Origin of the sequence: Arthrobacter sp. SLBN-83 (assembly GCF_006715285.1) — a bacterium.
GTDB lineage: Bacteria > Actinomycetota > Actinomycetes > Actinomycetales > Micrococcaceae > Arthrobacter.
In genome coordinates, this window is record NZ_VFMX01000001.1 from 297478 (window position 1) to 311867 (window position 14390).

Annotated in this window: 13 protein-coding genes; 9 read left to right on the plus strand and 4 right to left on the minus strand. The window is 63.7% G+C overall.

Going from position 1 to position 14390, the window contains the following annotated elements; genetic code table 11:
- Nucleotides 1-4: 4 nt before the first annotated feature.
- Nucleotides 5-1114, minus strand: a complete 1110-nt coding sequence (hisC, locus tag FBY30_RS01265; RefSeq protein ID WP_142130813.1) for a histidinol-phosphate transaminase — start codon at nucleotides 1112-1114, stop codon at nucleotides 5-7.
- Nucleotides 1115-1207: 93 nt separating this feature from the next.
- Between hisC and FBY30_RS01270 the strand changes: the two genes are divergently transcribed.
- From FBY30_RS01270 to FBY30_RS01295, 6 genes are all read left to right on the plus strand, one after another.
- The gene (locus FBY30_RS01270; RefSeq protein ID WP_142130814.1) at nucleotides 1208-1711 is read left to right on the plus strand and encodes an Lrp/AsnC family transcriptional regulator; all 504 of its coding nucleotides are present in this window, start codon (nucleotides 1208-1210) and stop codon (nucleotides 1709-1711) included.
- A gap of 120 nt (nucleotides 1712-1831) precedes the next feature.
- The gene (locus tag FBY30_RS01275; protein ID WP_142130815.1) at nucleotides 1832-3490 is read left to right on the plus strand and encodes a thiamine pyrophosphate-binding protein; all 1659 of its coding nucleotides are present in this window, start codon (nucleotides 1832-1834) and stop codon (nucleotides 3488-3490) included.
- 166 nt (nucleotides 3491-3656) lie between these two features.
- A complete protein-coding gene (locus FBY30_RS01280) occupies nucleotides 3657-4544 on the plus strand; it encodes a hypothetical protein (RefSeq protein WP_160141443.1) in 888 nt (295 codons plus the stop codon).
- 61 nt (nucleotides 4545-4605) lie between these two features.
- Nucleotides 4606-5355: an SDR family oxidoreductase gene (locus tag FBY30_RS01285; protein WP_142130817.1), complete on the plus strand. Its 750-nt coding sequence runs from the start codon at nucleotides 4606-4608 to the stop codon at nucleotides 5353-5355.
- Between the two features lie 83 nt (nucleotides 5356-5438).
- Nucleotides 5439-6194, plus strand: coding sequence for a hypothetical protein (locus FBY30_RS01290; RefSeq protein ID WP_142130818.1), 756 nt, complete (start codon nucleotides 5439-5441; stop codon nucleotides 6192-6194).
- A 72-nt stretch (nucleotides 6195-6266) separates the two neighbouring features.
- Nucleotides 6267-7814: an HD domain-containing phosphohydrolase gene (locus tag FBY30_RS01295; protein WP_235009289.1), complete on the plus strand. Its 1548-nt coding sequence runs from the start codon at nucleotides 6267-6269 to the stop codon at nucleotides 7812-7814.
- A gap of 75 nt (nucleotides 7815-7889) precedes the next feature.
- On the opposite strand, the gene FBY30_RS01300 is transcribed toward FBY30_RS01295, so the two are convergent.
- Together FBY30_RS01300 and FBY30_RS01305 are read right to left on the minus strand one after the other, a co-directional pair.
- The gene (locus FBY30_RS01300) at nucleotides 7890-8468 is read right to left on the minus strand and encodes a hypothetical protein (protein ID WP_142130820.1); all 579 of its coding nucleotides are present in this window, start codon (nucleotides 8466-8468) and stop codon (nucleotides 7890-7892) included.
- Nucleotides 8469-8486: 18 nt separating this feature from the next.
- Nucleotides 8487-9227 carry a hypothetical protein gene (locus FBY30_RS01305; RefSeq protein ID WP_142130821.1) on the minus strand — a complete coding sequence of 247 codons (741 nt, stop codon included), beginning with the start codon at nucleotides 9225-9227 and terminating at the stop codon, nucleotides 8487-8489.
- A gap of 497 nt (nucleotides 9228-9724) precedes the next feature.
- On the opposite strand from FBY30_RS01305, the gene FBY30_RS01310 reads away from it, so the two are divergent.
- The 3 genes from FBY30_RS01310 to FBY30_RS01320 all read left to right on the plus strand — a co-directional run bounded on the left by FBY30_RS01310 (nucleotide 9725) and on the right by FBY30_RS01320 (nucleotide 12979).
- A complete protein-coding gene (locus FBY30_RS01310) occupies nucleotides 9725-10330 on the plus strand; it encodes a DUF4190 domain-containing protein (RefSeq protein WP_142130822.1) in 606 nt (201 codons plus the stop codon).
- 330 nt (nucleotides 10331-10660) lie between these two features.
- Nucleotides 10661-11719 carry a hypothetical protein gene (locus FBY30_RS20895; protein ID WP_235009290.1) on the plus strand — a complete coding sequence of 353 codons (1059 nt, stop codon included), beginning with the start codon at nucleotides 10661-10663 and terminating at the stop codon, nucleotides 11717-11719.
- Between the two features lie 330 nt (nucleotides 11720-12049).
- The gene (locus tag FBY30_RS01320) at nucleotides 12050-12979 is read left to right on the plus strand and encodes an NADP-dependent oxidoreductase (protein WP_142130823.1); all 930 of its coding nucleotides are present in this window, start codon (nucleotides 12050-12052) and stop codon (nucleotides 12977-12979) included.
- A gap of 87 nt (nucleotides 12980-13066) precedes the next feature.
- Here FBY30_RS01320 and FBY30_RS01325 read toward each other — a convergent pair whose 3' ends face one another.
- Nucleotides 13067-14284, minus strand: coding sequence for a YncE family protein (locus tag FBY30_RS01325; protein ID WP_142130824.1), 1218 nt, complete (start codon nucleotides 14282-14284; stop codon nucleotides 13067-13069).
- Nucleotides 14285-14390 lie beyond the last annotated feature (106 nt).

The following is a 14390-nucleotide window of genomic DNA, read 5'->3' on the forward strand; positions in this document are numbered from 1 at the left end:
AAGGTCAGGAAGTTGTCAGAGGCGCGTATGCTGCGAGGAGCCTGAGCACGCGGTCGTTGGAGGCAGGGTCGGCCACGGTGATCCGCAGGCCGTCGCCCTGGTACGCGCGGACCAGGATGCCTGCGGCGTCGAACGCATCCACGAGCAAGGCCAGAAGCGGGGCGTCGGCGCGAATCCAGAGGAAGTTACCCTGGCTCGGCTGCAGCGTCCAGCCCTGGGCCTCCAGCTCCGCCGCCCTCCGGGCACGCTCCTGCTTCACCAGGGAAACCCTCGCTGCCATCTCCTCCCCCGCGTCCAGCGACGCGATGGCCGCCTTCTGCGCCAGCGCGCTCACGGCGAACGGCAGGGCGGTGCGCCGCAGACCCTCGGCGATTGCCGCCGTCGTAATGGCATACCCGACGCGCAGGCCGGCGAGCCCGTACGCCTTGGAGAAGGTGCGCAGGATGCAGACGTTCGGGTGCCTGCGGTAGAGCGCCAGGGAGTCGGGGCCGCTGCCGGCGTCGGCGTACTCCACGTAGGCCTCGTCGATCACCACCAGGATGTCGGAGCCGACGGACTGCAGGAAGGCCTCGAGGCGGCCGTGGTTGATCGGCACGCCGGTGGGGTTGTTGGGGGTGCAGAGCAGGATCACCCTGGTGCGCTCGGTGACGGCGGCGGCCATGGCGTCAAGGTCGTGGCCCTCGGCGTCATCCAGCGGGACGCGGACCGGCCGGGCGCCGGCCAGCTCCACCAGGATGGGGTACGCCTCAAAGGAGCGCCACGCGAACACCACTTCATCCCCGGCGTCGCACAGTCCGGTGATGATCTGCTGCAGGACGCCCACGCTGCCGGGCCCCACCGCCACCTCGTCCGCGGTGACGCCCAGGTGCCGGGCGATCCGTTCGCGGAGTTCGACGGCGGCCATGTCCGGGTAGCGGTTCATCCTGCCGGCCGCCTCGGCCACCGCGGCGGTGGCAGCGGGCAGGGGCTCGTAGTGGCTTTCGTTGCTGGCGAGGGCGGCGATGTCCGCGCCGAGGCTGCGCCGGCCAGGGACGTAGGCCGGAAGGCCGGTGACCGCGGCGCGCAGGGTGGGCAGCGCTGTCTCGGGTTCGGCCAGGAGTTGTTCACGGGTCATGGAGACCGATCATGGAAGTGACCCGGACCACAATGCAAGATACTCTTTTGTGCTTGGGACTTCTGCTCAACTTCTAGTACCTCTGGTGAAAATATGACCATCACAACATCCCGGACACTCGATTCACTCGACGGCAGGATCATCCTTGCCTTGGACAAGGACCCCGAAGCCAGCGCCCTGGCACTCTCCCGGACGCTCGGCGTCGCCCGCAACACTGTCCACGCCCGGCTGGCGCGGCTGGAGCGCAGCGGCGCGCTCCGCTCCTTCAGCCGCAGGCTGGACCCTGCCGCGCTCGGCTACGAACTGATGGCCTTCCTCTCCCTGTCGATCAGCCAGACCCGGACGGGCTCGGTGGAGGACGGGCTCGCCGCGATCCCGGAGGTCATCGAGGTGCATGCCACCACCGGCGACGCGGACCTCATGGCCAAGGTGGTGGCGCGCGGCACCGCCGACCTCTACCGCATCACCAACGAGATCCTTGAGATCGAAGGAATCGAGCGGACCAGCACGGCCATCTCCATCCTGGAACTCATGCCGCCCCGGTACGACGGGCTGATCAGCCGGCTGTCGAAGGAGGAGACCGCCGCTTCAAGCTAACTTAGGGTGATGCGCGCCACAAGTGGGCGAATTGGCAGTTCTCCTGCTTCGCTGCTGCCAAAAGTCCCAACCGCGTTTCCGTGTGTTGCCGATCTCGATACCGGGCCGCAGGATTCCTGCATGACTTCACTTACCGTCTCCGGCCGCGTGGCACAGGTTCTCAGCAGCTATGTCAGCGACGTCTTCGGCGTCATGGGCAACGGCAACGTCTACTTCCTGGACGCCGCGGAGCAGCAGGGCCTGCGCTTCACCCCGGTGCGGCATGAGGGCGCCGCCATCGCCGCGGCCGACGCCTACTACCGCACCTCGGGACGGCTCGCCGCAGGCACCACCACCTACGGCCCCGGCTACACCAACGCGCTCACCGCCCTGGCCGAGGCCGTCCAGGCGCAGATCCCCGTCGTGCTGGTCACCGGCGACGCCCCCACCAGCGGCGCCCGGCCCTGGGACGTGGACCAGACCGCCATCGCCGCGGGCCTTGGTGCTGCCACTTTCACCGTCACCCGCGATGCCGCGGGCGCCGTCACCCGGCAGGCGGTGGAGTACGCACTCACCCGGCGCACCGCCGTCGTGCTGGCGATCCCCTACGATCTCGCCGCACTGGAGGCTGCGGACGAGGACCTTCCGGAGCGGACAGCTTTGGAGGTGACGGACGACGGCGGCACGGACCTTGCGCGGGTGGCCCGCCTTTTGGCTGGTGCACGGCGGCCGCTGATCCTGGCCGGCCGGGGTGCGCACCTCGCCAGCGCCGGCCCGGCGCTCCGCGAACTCGCCGACCGGCTCGGCGCACTGACTGCCGGAACCGCCCTGGCGCTCAACCTCCTCAATGGCGAGGGGTACCTGGGCGTGGCCGGCGGTTTCGGCACCGACACCGCGGCCGGCCTCATGGGCGAGGCCGACGTGGTCCTGGTGGCCGGGGCGAGCCTGAGCCCGTTCACCATGCGGTTCGGGCACCTGCTCGGCCCGAATGCCACGGTCATCCAGATCGACACTGCTGTGGAGCCGACGAATCCGCGGGTGGATGTGTTTGTTCAGGCGGATGTGAAGGTTGCTGCTGCGCGGCTTCTGTCACTGCTGGATGGTCAGGCTGCTGCCGGCGCATGGCGGGCGGAGGCTGTCCGGCGTCTTGCCTCTAAACCGGGGCATGCCGCTGGAACCGCTGAGACTGTGGACGGCCGGCTGGATCCGCGTTCTCTCGCCGCCGCGTTGGACGCCGTGCTGCCGGAGCGCCGCACGGTGGTCCAGGACGGCGGCCACTTCATCGGCTGGGCGCCCATGTACTGGAACATCCCGCGGCCGCAGGACCTGGTGATGGTGGGGACGGCGTTCCAGTCCATCGGGCTTGGGCTTGCGAGTGCAGTTGGGGCAGCCCGTGCCGTGGAGGACGGCCGCACCCTGGTGCTGGCCTCCGGCGACGGCGGCTTCCTGATGGGCCTGTCCGACTTGGAATCGCTGATCGCTGCCGCCCGCAGCGCGATCGTGGTGATCTACAACGACGCCGCCTACGGTGCCGAGATCCATCAGTACGGTTCCCAAGGCCTGAATGAGAAACCGATGCTGATTCCCGAGGTGGACTTCAGCGGGGTCGCCCTGGCTTTGGGCGCTGAGTCTGCCGTCATCCGCACGCTTTCTGATCTGTCGGCGCTTCAGGACTGGATCGATGCCGGAGCCCGTGGGACGTTCGTCGCCGACTGCCGGATCTCGTCCGCTGTCCGGGCTCCCTGGCTGACAGAGTGGATGGCGGCGACACGAGCAGCGAGGACCGCAGTGGCGGGGTAGCTGGCCACTACCAGAGATCTTCCGTCACTGCTGGTCCTAGCGACACTTAGACAGCTACCCGTCGTGTCATCGAGCACCTTGTACGGCTGAAGCACGCGCGTGTTCTCGTCCCACTTGATAGTGCAGTTAGGCTACGAAGGCGCCTTTTCGTTTAGTAGGGGGATCTTTGCTCGCACAACTTTTGCCGGGGTTCAGGGACTTCCGGACGCCCCTTGTCACCGGCTACCTGTGGTTGGTGGTCCTCTGGATGTCCGTCGACAGGCCTTTGCCTGATAAGAACGCCAAGGACGGCCTCATGGGTGCCATCAACGCCCTTGGAGAATTCTTTACTCCGACGGTCTATGTGGCGATTTTGAGTTTCCTGGCTTACGTCATCGGCATGCTCGTTATGGTGGACATCAAGCCAGGTTCCACTGTCCGCCTTTGGCCAAAGCTCAAGCTTCCCTACGTTTCGAAGAGTGACCGATCGATCATCGAGACCCACGTCGAGTCCGCGTTCCATAGAGCACGAATACGTCAGGCAAGCGGTTACAAGATCCAGCAAGAGTTCAAGCTCGATGAGCTGCTCCCTTCCGAGGAGCATTACAACGAGTTCCGCATGGACCACGACTACGATGAGCGAGCTATGAACCATGCGTATCGTGAGTATTCGCTCAACGAGCTGAAGGATCGGATGGTCGAAGAGGTCATCGCGTCGGTTCCGTCCCTGGCCATCAAGCTTCAAGATAAGAACGCACTTCTGTTCGGAAGCTATGACCGAGACAAGTCAGAGTCAGAGTTTCGACTCAGTATCGCTCCCCCACTTGCCGTCCTCTCGCTTCAATTCGTGACACTCGGGATGGACAAGCCATTACTGCTGTGGCCTTGGGCTGGATACCTTGGACTTGTTGCCGTCGTCGCGCTTGTTGTGAAGGGATTCCAAAAGCGCTTCAGCTCAGTCAACGTCGTCGTTACGGCACTAGAAATTGGCACTATTGAATCCCAGATGATTTCTCGACTGGACGCAATTCCAGGTGACAACTACGAAGAAGAACCAACGGCGAAGGCAACCTGATTATTCGTGCAGGCGCGCCCCTGCTCTGGTCTTGTCGTAGGACGGGCCTAGGATTTCTTCCATGAGGATTGCCGTTGCAGGGGGAACCGGTACAGTAGGCCGCCACGTTGTGGCCATCGCCAGGGAACGGGGGCACCACGTGGTGAGCCTGAGCCGGGCCGAAGGAGTGGACCTCGTTAACGGGCGCGGCCTCGACCAGGCACTCCAGAATGTCGAAACCGTCATCGACGTCGCCGGCATCGAAACCATGTCCACCAAGAAAGCCGTGGATTTCTTCACCAACGCCACCCAGAACCTGCTGGCGGCCGAGAAGAAGGCCGGCGTCAAGCACCACGTGGCGCTGTCCATCGTGGGCATCGACAACGCGAACTCGGGACTATATGCCGGGAAGCTGGTGCAGGAGGACGAAGTCAGGCACGGCGGCATTCCCTGGACCCTGCTCCGGTCCACCCAGTTCCACGAGTTCGTGCCGATGTCTGTCAAGGCCGCCTCGGTGGGCCCGTTGGTCCTCGTACCCACGATGTTCACCCAGCCGGTGTCGGCAAAGGAGGTGGCCGGGGCCCTGGTGGATGCGGCCGAGGCCGGACCGAAGGGACGCATTCCGGACCTCGGTGGCCCGCGGCCCGAACAGCTTAAAGGCCTGGTCGCGGCCTATCTGGCCAAGACGCAGCAGAAGAAACGGATCGTGCCCCTGCACGTTCCCGGTCCCATAGGCAAGGCCTGGCGTAAAGGCGCGCTGATCCCGGCGCCGGGCTCCGCCGTCGGACGCCAGACATTTCTGGAGTGGCTCGACGCCGACGACGCCGCGTAAAGCCGGTCATAAATGGGGCACTTGCCCCATGCCCCTGCTGCGGCCCGGTCCTAATCTCATCGCATAGAGAAAAGGAGGCGGCCATGACCACCTACCAGCCGCAATCATCAGCACAGGCAACGCCGACACTTGCCGAACTTCCGGAGGACGCAGCGGAGCATTTCGCCGGCTACGCCGTCCTGGGATTACCTTTCAGCAGCGGCCATTACCTGGCGTTCCGGGATTTCCCGGTGAGCTCTGTTGGCCCCGGTTACCGCTCCGTCGGGCACCGCACGCCCGGCGGCGAGTGGACCATTTACGCCAACACGGCGCCGGAGTTCAGCTGCGCACGCTACTTCGGGGCGGCCGTGCAGCATACGGTGGAGACCGACGTCGACATCCGGTGGAGCGGACCGTTCACCGCCCTGATCACGGTCCCGGGCATCGTTGACTGGCACCTGCAGCTGGGCACCTCCCCAGCGACGTCGATGCTGACCGCCATGGCCGTCCGGATGCCCGAGAGCCTGTGGCGCAACGAGCTGGTGCTCCGCGCCATGGGAGCATTCGCCGGGCCGCTGATGAACGCGGGCAAAATGAAGGTCTCCGGCGTGGTGCCCAACGGGCAGACATTCCAGGCCCAGCCCCGGCAACTGTGGCTGGTCACGGGCTCCCAGGCCACCATCATGGGCGAGGACGCCGGACAGCCCGGCCCGCTGGAGGTGCAGGACCACCTGGCGGACTTCTGGCTTCCGCAGCGCGGACTGTTCGGAGCACGGGTGGGCGTCAGGTTCCCGTCCACAGCCCAGCCCGGCAACCGCGAATCCGCCGGCCCACGAGCCGGGAAGAAACAGGCAGCGTAACGGCGGCGGGCCAGTCCCTCCGGCCCGCCGACCCCTACTGTCGGAGGTGATGGCGTCCCTAGAATGGCACGTGTGAAGCAGCCACCGGCTGGACCCCGACGCAGTGAAGTCCTGGCTGCGCTGTCGCTCGCCATTGACCTGGGCCTCGGGCAGCCGATGGAGCACATGCTGCGGTCCTGCCTGCTGGCGTTGCGGATCGCCGAGGCCGCGGGCGTCGACGCCGCCGGCCAGGGCAGGCTCTACTACGCCAACCAGGTGGCGTGGATCGGCTGCCACGCGGATTCCTTTGAACTGGCGGCGCTGTTCACGGACGATATCGCCTTCCGCGCCGATTACTACAACCGCGACCAGCACGGACTGCCCATGTACGCCGGCATGTTCAGCCATGCCGGCGCGGGCCTGCCGCCACTCGCCCGCGTTGCGTATTGGACGCGTTTCGCGGCGACGGGCGGCGCTGCGGTGCGGAACATGATTGCCTCGAACTGCACCTCCGCCGGGGTGCTGGCCAACAATGTAGGGCTCGACGGCGGCGTGGCGGGACTGCTTGCCCACACCTTTGAGCGGTGGGACGGCAAGGGCCTGCCGGAGGGCGTCGCTGGGCAGGACATTCCACTGGAAATGCGGATCATGCACCTCGCGGATACGGCGGAGGTGTTCCTGCGGCAGGAGGGCGTGGCGGGTGCGGTGGCGATGGTGCGGGCGCGCCGCGGCACCCAGTTCGATCCGGCCCTGGCCGGGCTGTTCATCGAACAGGCTGAAGCGCTCACCGAAGGACTGCTCGACGTCGACTGCTGGCAGGCGGCACTTGACCTGGCTCCCAACGACGCTCCCCTGTCCGGAACCCAGCTGGACGCGGTGCTGTGCGCCGTGGGTGACTTCGCCGACCTCAAATCTCCCTACACCGCCGGGCACTCCCGCGCCGTGGCCGCCCTCGCAGCCGCCGCGGGCGAGGAGCACGGGCTGCCGGCCGACGACGTGACTGAGCTCCGCCGTGCCGGATGGGTTCACGACCTGGGCCGGCTGGGAGTATCCAACCAGGTGTGGGACAAGAAAGAGCCGCTCTCCCAGTCGGACTTGGAACGTATTCACATGCATCCGTACCTGGGAGAACGCATCCTCAGCCGAGTGCCGGGCCTGAAGGGCGAAGCTGCCCTGACCGGCCTGCACCACGAGCTGCTGGACGGGTCCGGCTACCCACGCGGGATTGGTGGAGCCGAGTTGGGGATCAAGCAGCGGATCCTGGCGGCCGCGGACTCCTACCATTCCTCCCTGGAGCCCCGTCCGCACCGGGCCGCGTTGACGCCAGCCGGTGCAGCTGCCAGGCTGCGGCATGAAGTTACAGCTGGGCGGATCAGCCACGAGGCTGCGGACTCCGTACTCACGGCGGTCGGCCAGCAACCGCATCACCGGCCCGCCGCTCCGGCTGGGCTCACCCCAAGGGAGATGGAGATCCTCGGCATGCTCTGCCGCGGAATGGCCCCGGCCGAGATAGCCGGCAGCTTGTTCCTCTCACGCAAGACCGTCCGCAACCACGTGGAGCACATCTACGCCAAGATCGGTGCAACCAACCGGGTGGGTGCAACCTTGTTCGCGGTGAGGAACGGCCTGATCGAGCAGTGACTCTTCTGTCGCTCCAGCCATCGCGGCACGGCGAAGGCCCGAACCCGATGGTTCGGACCTTCCTAACCACACTGATTATGCGCCGTTCTTCTCCCGGGCGAGCCCAAGGCTCAGGAGAATTACGACCGGAGCCGCCAAAAGGACCCCGAAGAAGAGCACAGCCCCGCCGAGAAACGGCACCGCCAGAAGGGCCACCAGCAGGGCGAATCCCGCGAAGCTGATTGTCGTGATCGGCGCACCGCGGGTCCGGCTGCGCTGGCTGGCCAAGAGCACGATTCCTGTGGTGACGTTGCCCAGCGCAGCCACCAGCAGGAGGAGGCCAGCGATCGCGTTGGAGGCGAATCCCGCCATGGACGCGAACAGGAGGAATGCTCCAAGCACGATGTCGACTATGCCGGCGGAGACCCGCAAGCCCGAGGACTTGCTCTGTGGTGCCGCCGGGTACCACTGCGACGCATACTGGAGCGGCGCCTGGCCGTGCGGGGAATGCGAATATTCGGGCTGGTGGCCACTAAGAACCGGCGGCGACTGGTTTAGGGACTGCGGCGTCCCATAGGCCTGCTCCTTGCTTCGAAAGGAGCCAGAGGGCGCATGCGAAGGGTAGCTCGGGCCGGGCCTGGGAGCCGGCGGAATCGGCGGGATGTTCTCAGTCATTGGTCCCCCATCATTGTGCTATCTCAGTCCCCAGTAAACTCTGGACTTGCTATTCGTGGAAAAGCTCTTTTGGATGAAGATTTTGCCGCCCTCAATCGCCCCGGTGGGCACGTCCATGCAAACCTGATAGTTCGCCTGACCGCCCTTTTCAAGGGTTGGAACATTCATTGCCCCATTGTCGAGAGAGGCTCCGCACGCGCTGGCATCGTATTGCCTCGCGTCTGTGCCTACAAACGTCGGCGACAAATCCAGCCAGGGATTTCCCTCTTTTGCCCCTGCGTAGGTGACCGCGAGATCGACGAGGATATACCTCCCCTTCGGAGGCTTGTTGAACATGTTGTTGGCGACTACCTCTTCAGTGGCATCTAGCTTCACGCTAGCAACTTGAACTTGATACTCGTTTCCTACAACGGCTGCGGCGCCAACCGGACGGGGATTTTCAGCGGACCCCTCCGCGGCCTCGGGGCTGCGAGCTACAGTCGGTGTTTGGCTAGGCGACGGAATCGATGCCTCCGCGGCGGCCGAAACACCGCGTGGATTGGTGCTTTCCTTTGGCCCCGACGAATATGCGGCTTGAAACAAAATAACGCCAACGACGGATAACGCACCCATAACGAGGGCGGTTACGGTCCCACCGCGCATCCACATGTCGGCTCGTCGGCCAGCAACCAAGGCGATAACTCCCAGGACAACAGCACTGATGCCCAGGAGGAAAGCCAGCAAATTGAGAAGCGGAATCCAACACAACACGATTGCCACAGCGGCCAGTACGAGTGCTGTGGTTGTGAGCGCCTGATCACGAGGTTCCGAAGAAAAAGGCGCCGCGGGGATGTCAACCCAAAATTCATGTCCGGGAGGAGCGGGACCCCACGCAGGATCCGGATGCCAGCCCTCGTGTGGCTGCCAGCCAGCTGGCGGTCGAGGCCAGTTGTCCGGCGAGTTATAAACTTTCAAATCTCCCCCTGGAAAACGGAATGAACTACCAATCCGTCCGGAGAGTATAGCGTCCCTTACCTCAACTTTGGATAAGTCTCGGCACAGGTTTACCGCAGGATTGAATCAACTGCGCTACCGTCGCACCTATTTTCAAATGGTCGATTCGACACAATTCCATAAGCTAGTGAAAAAGCATGCCGTACGTTCAAAATCCGCATACACTTAGATCGCCGTTGCTTGGGGGAACGAGCCCAACTTGTCACTCCACCTGAACTGGTTAACAGCGGCATTATTTAGACCGCATCACACAAAGGACAGTCATGAGTGAACCGTACTCCCCTCCCCTTGCCCAAGGATCTTCCGCGCAGGGCAACTACCAGCCGCAGAAGGGTAACGGATTTGGGACCACGGCCCTGGTTCTCGGCATTGTCGCCGTCGTTTTCGCAATCATTCCTATCCTGGGATTCGTTGCATTCATTCTTGGCCCGCTTGCCATCATCTTTGGCGGTATTGGCCTGACGCGGAAATTCACTAAAAAGGGCACTTCCATCACTGGCCTTGTCCTGGGTGCGGTCGCAGTCATCATTGCCATCATTGTCACGTCGATGGTCGCTGCAGCCGCAAATGGCGTTAATGACGCACTGAACAAGGAACACAAGATCGAGTACGTCGTGACCACTACGGGCCCTGCGAAGGTCACGTACTGGAATGGCGATGGATCCTCAAACGAGGACATTACGGCCAACTGGAAGAAAGACGTGACCGCGAAGGGCATCAGCTTCAGCACGCTCAGTGTTACTGGAGACTTCAGCGCTGCCACTTCTGTTACCTGCGAGATTCTGGTTGATGGTGCGAGCGTCTCCAAGAACAGCGGCTCTGGCACGGCTGCCATGGCTTCCTGCTCCGGAAACTCCAGCGCAAAGTAGCAAGTGATTCCACAGGAACGTCGAGGTAGGCAGCTACCTCGACGTTCTTTTGTTGACCAAATATCCGTGAGTTGTGCCAGCCATAGTTATTAAGAGCAGCGGAGTTGCTCACAACCCACTTGACGGGTTCCTTGCACAGCTGAGCGCACACCCTCTGGGTGCCCTCGCCATGCAAAATGACGGGAACCATACTGGCCGCCCTCTCACGCGGCTGCGTTCAGCGAAAAACTCGGGACTGAGAATTCCATTGGATCGTGACATGCCCTGCAAGTGACATGCGGTGTCATCGCGTACGATTCGGCAGTATTTTATCGAATTAATGGGGACCAATTGAACAAGCTTTTATCTGTTGTAGCTGTTGCAACCGCAGTTACTCTTTCGGGCTGCGGCGGAGCATCGCCGGACGCCGGGGGCGCCTCGGCATCCGCCACCGCCAAGGCCGTTTTTACTGTGAAACAGACATGCGATCAGCTCTTCGACAAGGGCGACGAAGGCCGCATGTTCGGAGCAGTGGCTTTTCTGACCAATTTGCCCGATCCGGTCACTAAAAGCGACCAGACTAAAGCTAAAATCTTTGCCAGCGACCTAGAGTACGTAGCTGACACAGCAAACGACGAGTTGAAGCCGCTCATCTTGGACATGGCAAAAACCCTGAGCGACTTCGGAACAGCCGAGACCACCAAAGTAAGCATTGACGCCGACCCCTTCAAGGCTGCCGGAACGAAGATCATCAATGCGTGCCCTGCTCAGGCGGAAGCTTACGGCGACGAAAAGAATAAGAAAGAAGCCGCCAAAAAAGCGGCCGCTGACGCAGCGGCAAAGAAGACAGCCGACGAGGCGGCGGCAAAGGCTGCCGCAGAGGCTGCTGCTGCACCCAAGGAGTATTCCGGGGTTGGGGACGACGTTCTCAACATCACCAAGCACAGCACTGGGCCGGAAGTCGCTTTTATCCAGCACACTGGGCGAAGCAACTTCGCAGTGCACACGCTAGACGCCAAACTGGAGTCTACGGATCTGCTTGTAAACGAAATTGGCAACTACAGTGGAACCGTTTTGTTCGATGGCAGCAGTCGCAACGGTGAGACGACAGCATTCAAGATCACCGCCGATGGCGCTTGGACAGTAAAGCTCGTTTCCTTGAAAAGCGTAAGGAAGCTCGACGGCACAACGCCAATGACAGGCACAGGCGACGATGTCCTTGTTTACACCGGTCCGGCCAAGGCTGCCGTTTTCACTCATGACGGATCCTCGAATATCGCTGTGCACTCCTACGGCAGCCGAGCCGACCTGCTTGTCAACGAGATAGGCCCCTACAGTGGGACGGTAGTGTGGGCCCCTGGCGTTTACACCATCACGGCGGACGGAAATTGGTCCGCGACCCTGAAGTAGGGAGAAACATCTTCAGGGAAAGCTTCGGGCCCGAAGGAAAAAGAACTTGGTAGCCCGGGCAGCGCCCGGAACGGGAACTCGGTTCGTGGCTGTCAGCATGGAGGATGCCTTGTCGACGCCGCGGTCTTGCGGGGCGCCGGAACAAGTCGTGGGCGGCACTAAGTGCCATCTCCTGGTGAGCGGAGGTAGGTGCAGCTCACGTCATTGAAGTGGACCCAAAGCAAGAAGCAAGCCATCGCCCCGAGGGGTGCCGGCCTGCCAGCCCGTGCGATACGCCACTTCACTGCCGGATCCGGAATAGCCCAGCTTGGCCACGCCGTTGTCGCAACCATGAAGGCAATCACTTACAGCGAATACGGAAACCCTGACGTCCTCAAGTACGGCGAGCAGCCGATGCCGAAGGTCGGGCCCGGCATGGTCCTGGTCAAGGTCAAGGCAGCCGCAGTGAACCCTGTTGACTGGAAGATCATGGCGGGCGGACTGGACCAGGTCATGGACCTGCAGTTTCCCGCCGTTCCTGGCTGGGACGTGGCAGGCGTTGTGGAATCTGTGGGAATCGACTCCCGGCAGTTCCAGCCCGGCGACGAGGTTATCGCCTACGGCCGCAAGGACTACGTCCACGGCGGAAGCTTTGCCGAATACATCGCCCTGCCGGAGCGGGTCCTGGCGAAAAAGCCCGCCGCGCTTGATTGGAACGAAGCCGCCGGCCTGCCGCTGGCCGGCCTCACCGCCTACCAGGTGCTCAACCGGCTGGGCCTGAAGTCCGGCGAAACCGTGCTGATCCACGGCGGTTCCGGAGGCGTTGGTTCTCTTGGCATCCAGATAGCGGTGGCCATGGGCGCCAGCGTCATCGCCACCGCCTCGGAGAAGAACCATGAATTCCTCCGCGCCCTCAGCGCCGAGCCGGTCGCTTACGGTGACGGCCTCGCGGACCGCGTACGCGCGCTGCGCCCCGGCGGCGTGGAAGTTGTTGCCGACTTCGTGGGCGGGAACCTTGAAGCCACACTGGCGGTCTTGGCTGAAAACGGACGCCACGCTTCCATCGCCGACAGCGACGTGGAAGAGCACGGCGGCCAGTGGATGTGGGTCACCCCCGTGGGCTCCGACCTGCAGGCACTCGCCGACATGGCGGACAGCGGCAAGCTCCGCGTTGAGGTTGCCGAGGTCTTCCCCCTGGACAAAGCCGCGGATGCCTTCCGATCCAACATGGAAGGCCATACCCGGGGCAAGATCGTGGTTTCCGTCGACCAGGCATCCTGATCCGGTAGCTGAACAACGAAGGCTCCGTCCCATGGGACGGAGCCTTCGCCGTATAAGTCATTGCCTACGCCGTTGCCCTACGGAGCATCAGTCCAGCACCCAAGCCTGATCCGCCCCAGCCCCGGCGGCCTTCCTCCGGCGGCGCAGAACAACGACCAGGAAGGCAGCGCCGACCAGAAGCAGACCGCCTGACCCAGCTGCAACGGCCGGAAGTGCAACGTCAAAGGAGCCTTCGGCGACGACGGCACTATCTGAAGCATCGGCGTCGGCTCCTACTTCCGCGTCTCCACCACCTTGCGCAACTGCCGGTGCAGGAGTGGCCTTCCCGCCGTCGAGCACTGTCAGTGACTTGCTGTGCCTGTTCACCACCACCACGGACCCGTCCGCCCGCTCGGCAAGGCGCCCGGGATCGTCACCCACCGCGACGGTCTTAACTGCCGCGCCGGGCCGGATTACCGAGACTGAATCGCCCAGGCCGTTGGTCACGTAGACCGTCCCGTCTGCGGCGGCCAGCACCTCCTGCGGCGCCTCGCCCACCGGAATCCGCCGCGCCACCGCGGTGCCGCCGGGCTCGATCACCGCAACGTCGTTGGTCTTGATGTTGGCCACGTAGACGGTTCCGTCCGGCGCCACGGCAATCCCGTGCGGATGGCCCTGCAATCCCACGTCCACGGTGTGCGACGGCGACGGCGCACCGGCGGGAATGACGCTAACAGTGCCGGCAAGCTCGTTGGCAGCGTATGCCGTTCCGTCATTACCCAAGGCAAACCGCACCGGATATGGCCCAGCCTGGATGGTCCGTTGCACCCACGCGTTGCCCTGCTCCACCACGGACACCGAATTCTCTTCCGGGTTGACCACATAGAGCGATCCCTCCGGACCCACCGTCAGCCAATGCGTTCCGCGGGACACCTTCAGGACCAGGGAGGCCTCGTCCGCGCCCGGGGCCACCATCCCGATCCCGGACTGCGCGCCGTCGTATTGCGCAACGTAAAGGGTCCCGTTCGGTGTCACGGCCACGGAGGTGGGAGAGGTCCCGGTCTTGATGGTGCGGGACGGCGCGGTCTCCCCCGGCTTGTAGACGCTCACGCCGCCGTCGTACCGGTAATCGCTGACATACATGATGCCGTCAGGTCCGGAAGCAACGCCCACCGGCTCGCCTGAAACGCTGATAGTCCGGGTATCGCCGGCGGAGGCAGGGACAGCAGCTACGGCTTTGGCCAGGACGAGCGCGGCGCTGGCCAGCAGTGCCCGGCGGGCAGTCAGCAGCAGCACGGCGCGCACGTGTGACGGTGTGGATGTCATGAAATTTCCCCCAAATTGGCGCCGATCCCCCTCGGCAATGCTCCGATCCTACCTGCGCTCCAGGCTGGACGTTCCAGTTCTCCCCTCGGTGGCGTTGGACCCTGTG

Excerpts from the sequence above, each read along its gene's own strand:
- hisC (WP_142130813.1), bottom strand. The coding sequence starts at position 1,114 with ATGACCCGTGAACAACTCCTGGCCGAACCCGAGACAGCGCTGCCCACC.
- FBY30_RS01270 (WP_142130814.1), top strand. The coding sequence starts at position 1,208 with ATGACCATCACAACATCCCGGACACTCGATTCACTCGACGGCAGGATC.
- FBY30_RS01275 (WP_142130815.1), top strand. The coding sequence starts at position 1,832 with ATGACTTCACTTACCGTCTCCGGCCGCGTGGCACAGGTTCTCAGCAGC.
- FBY30_RS01285 (WP_142130817.1), top strand. The coding sequence starts at position 4,606 with ATGAGGATTGCCGTTGCAGGGGGAACCGGTACAGTAGGCCGCCACGTT.
- FBY30_RS01290 (WP_142130818.1), top strand. The coding sequence starts at position 5,439 with ATGACCACCTACCAGCCGCAATCATCAGCACAGGCAACGCCGACACTT.
- FBY30_RS01300 (WP_142130820.1), bottom strand. The coding sequence starts at position 8,468 with ATGACTGAGAACATCCCGCCGATTCCGCCGGCTCCCAGGCCCGGCCCG.
- FBY30_RS01310 (WP_142130822.1), top strand. The coding sequence starts at position 9,725 with ATGAGTGAACCGTACTCCCCTCCCCTTGCCCAAGGATCTTCCGCGCAG.
- FBY30_RS01320 (WP_142130823.1), top strand. The coding sequence starts at position 12,050 with ATGAAGGCAATCACTTACAGCGAATACGGAAACCCTGACGTCCTCAAG.
- FBY30_RS01325 (WP_142130824.1), bottom strand. The coding sequence starts at position 14,284 with ATGACATCCACACCGTCACACGTGCGCGCCGTGCTGCTGCTGACTGCC.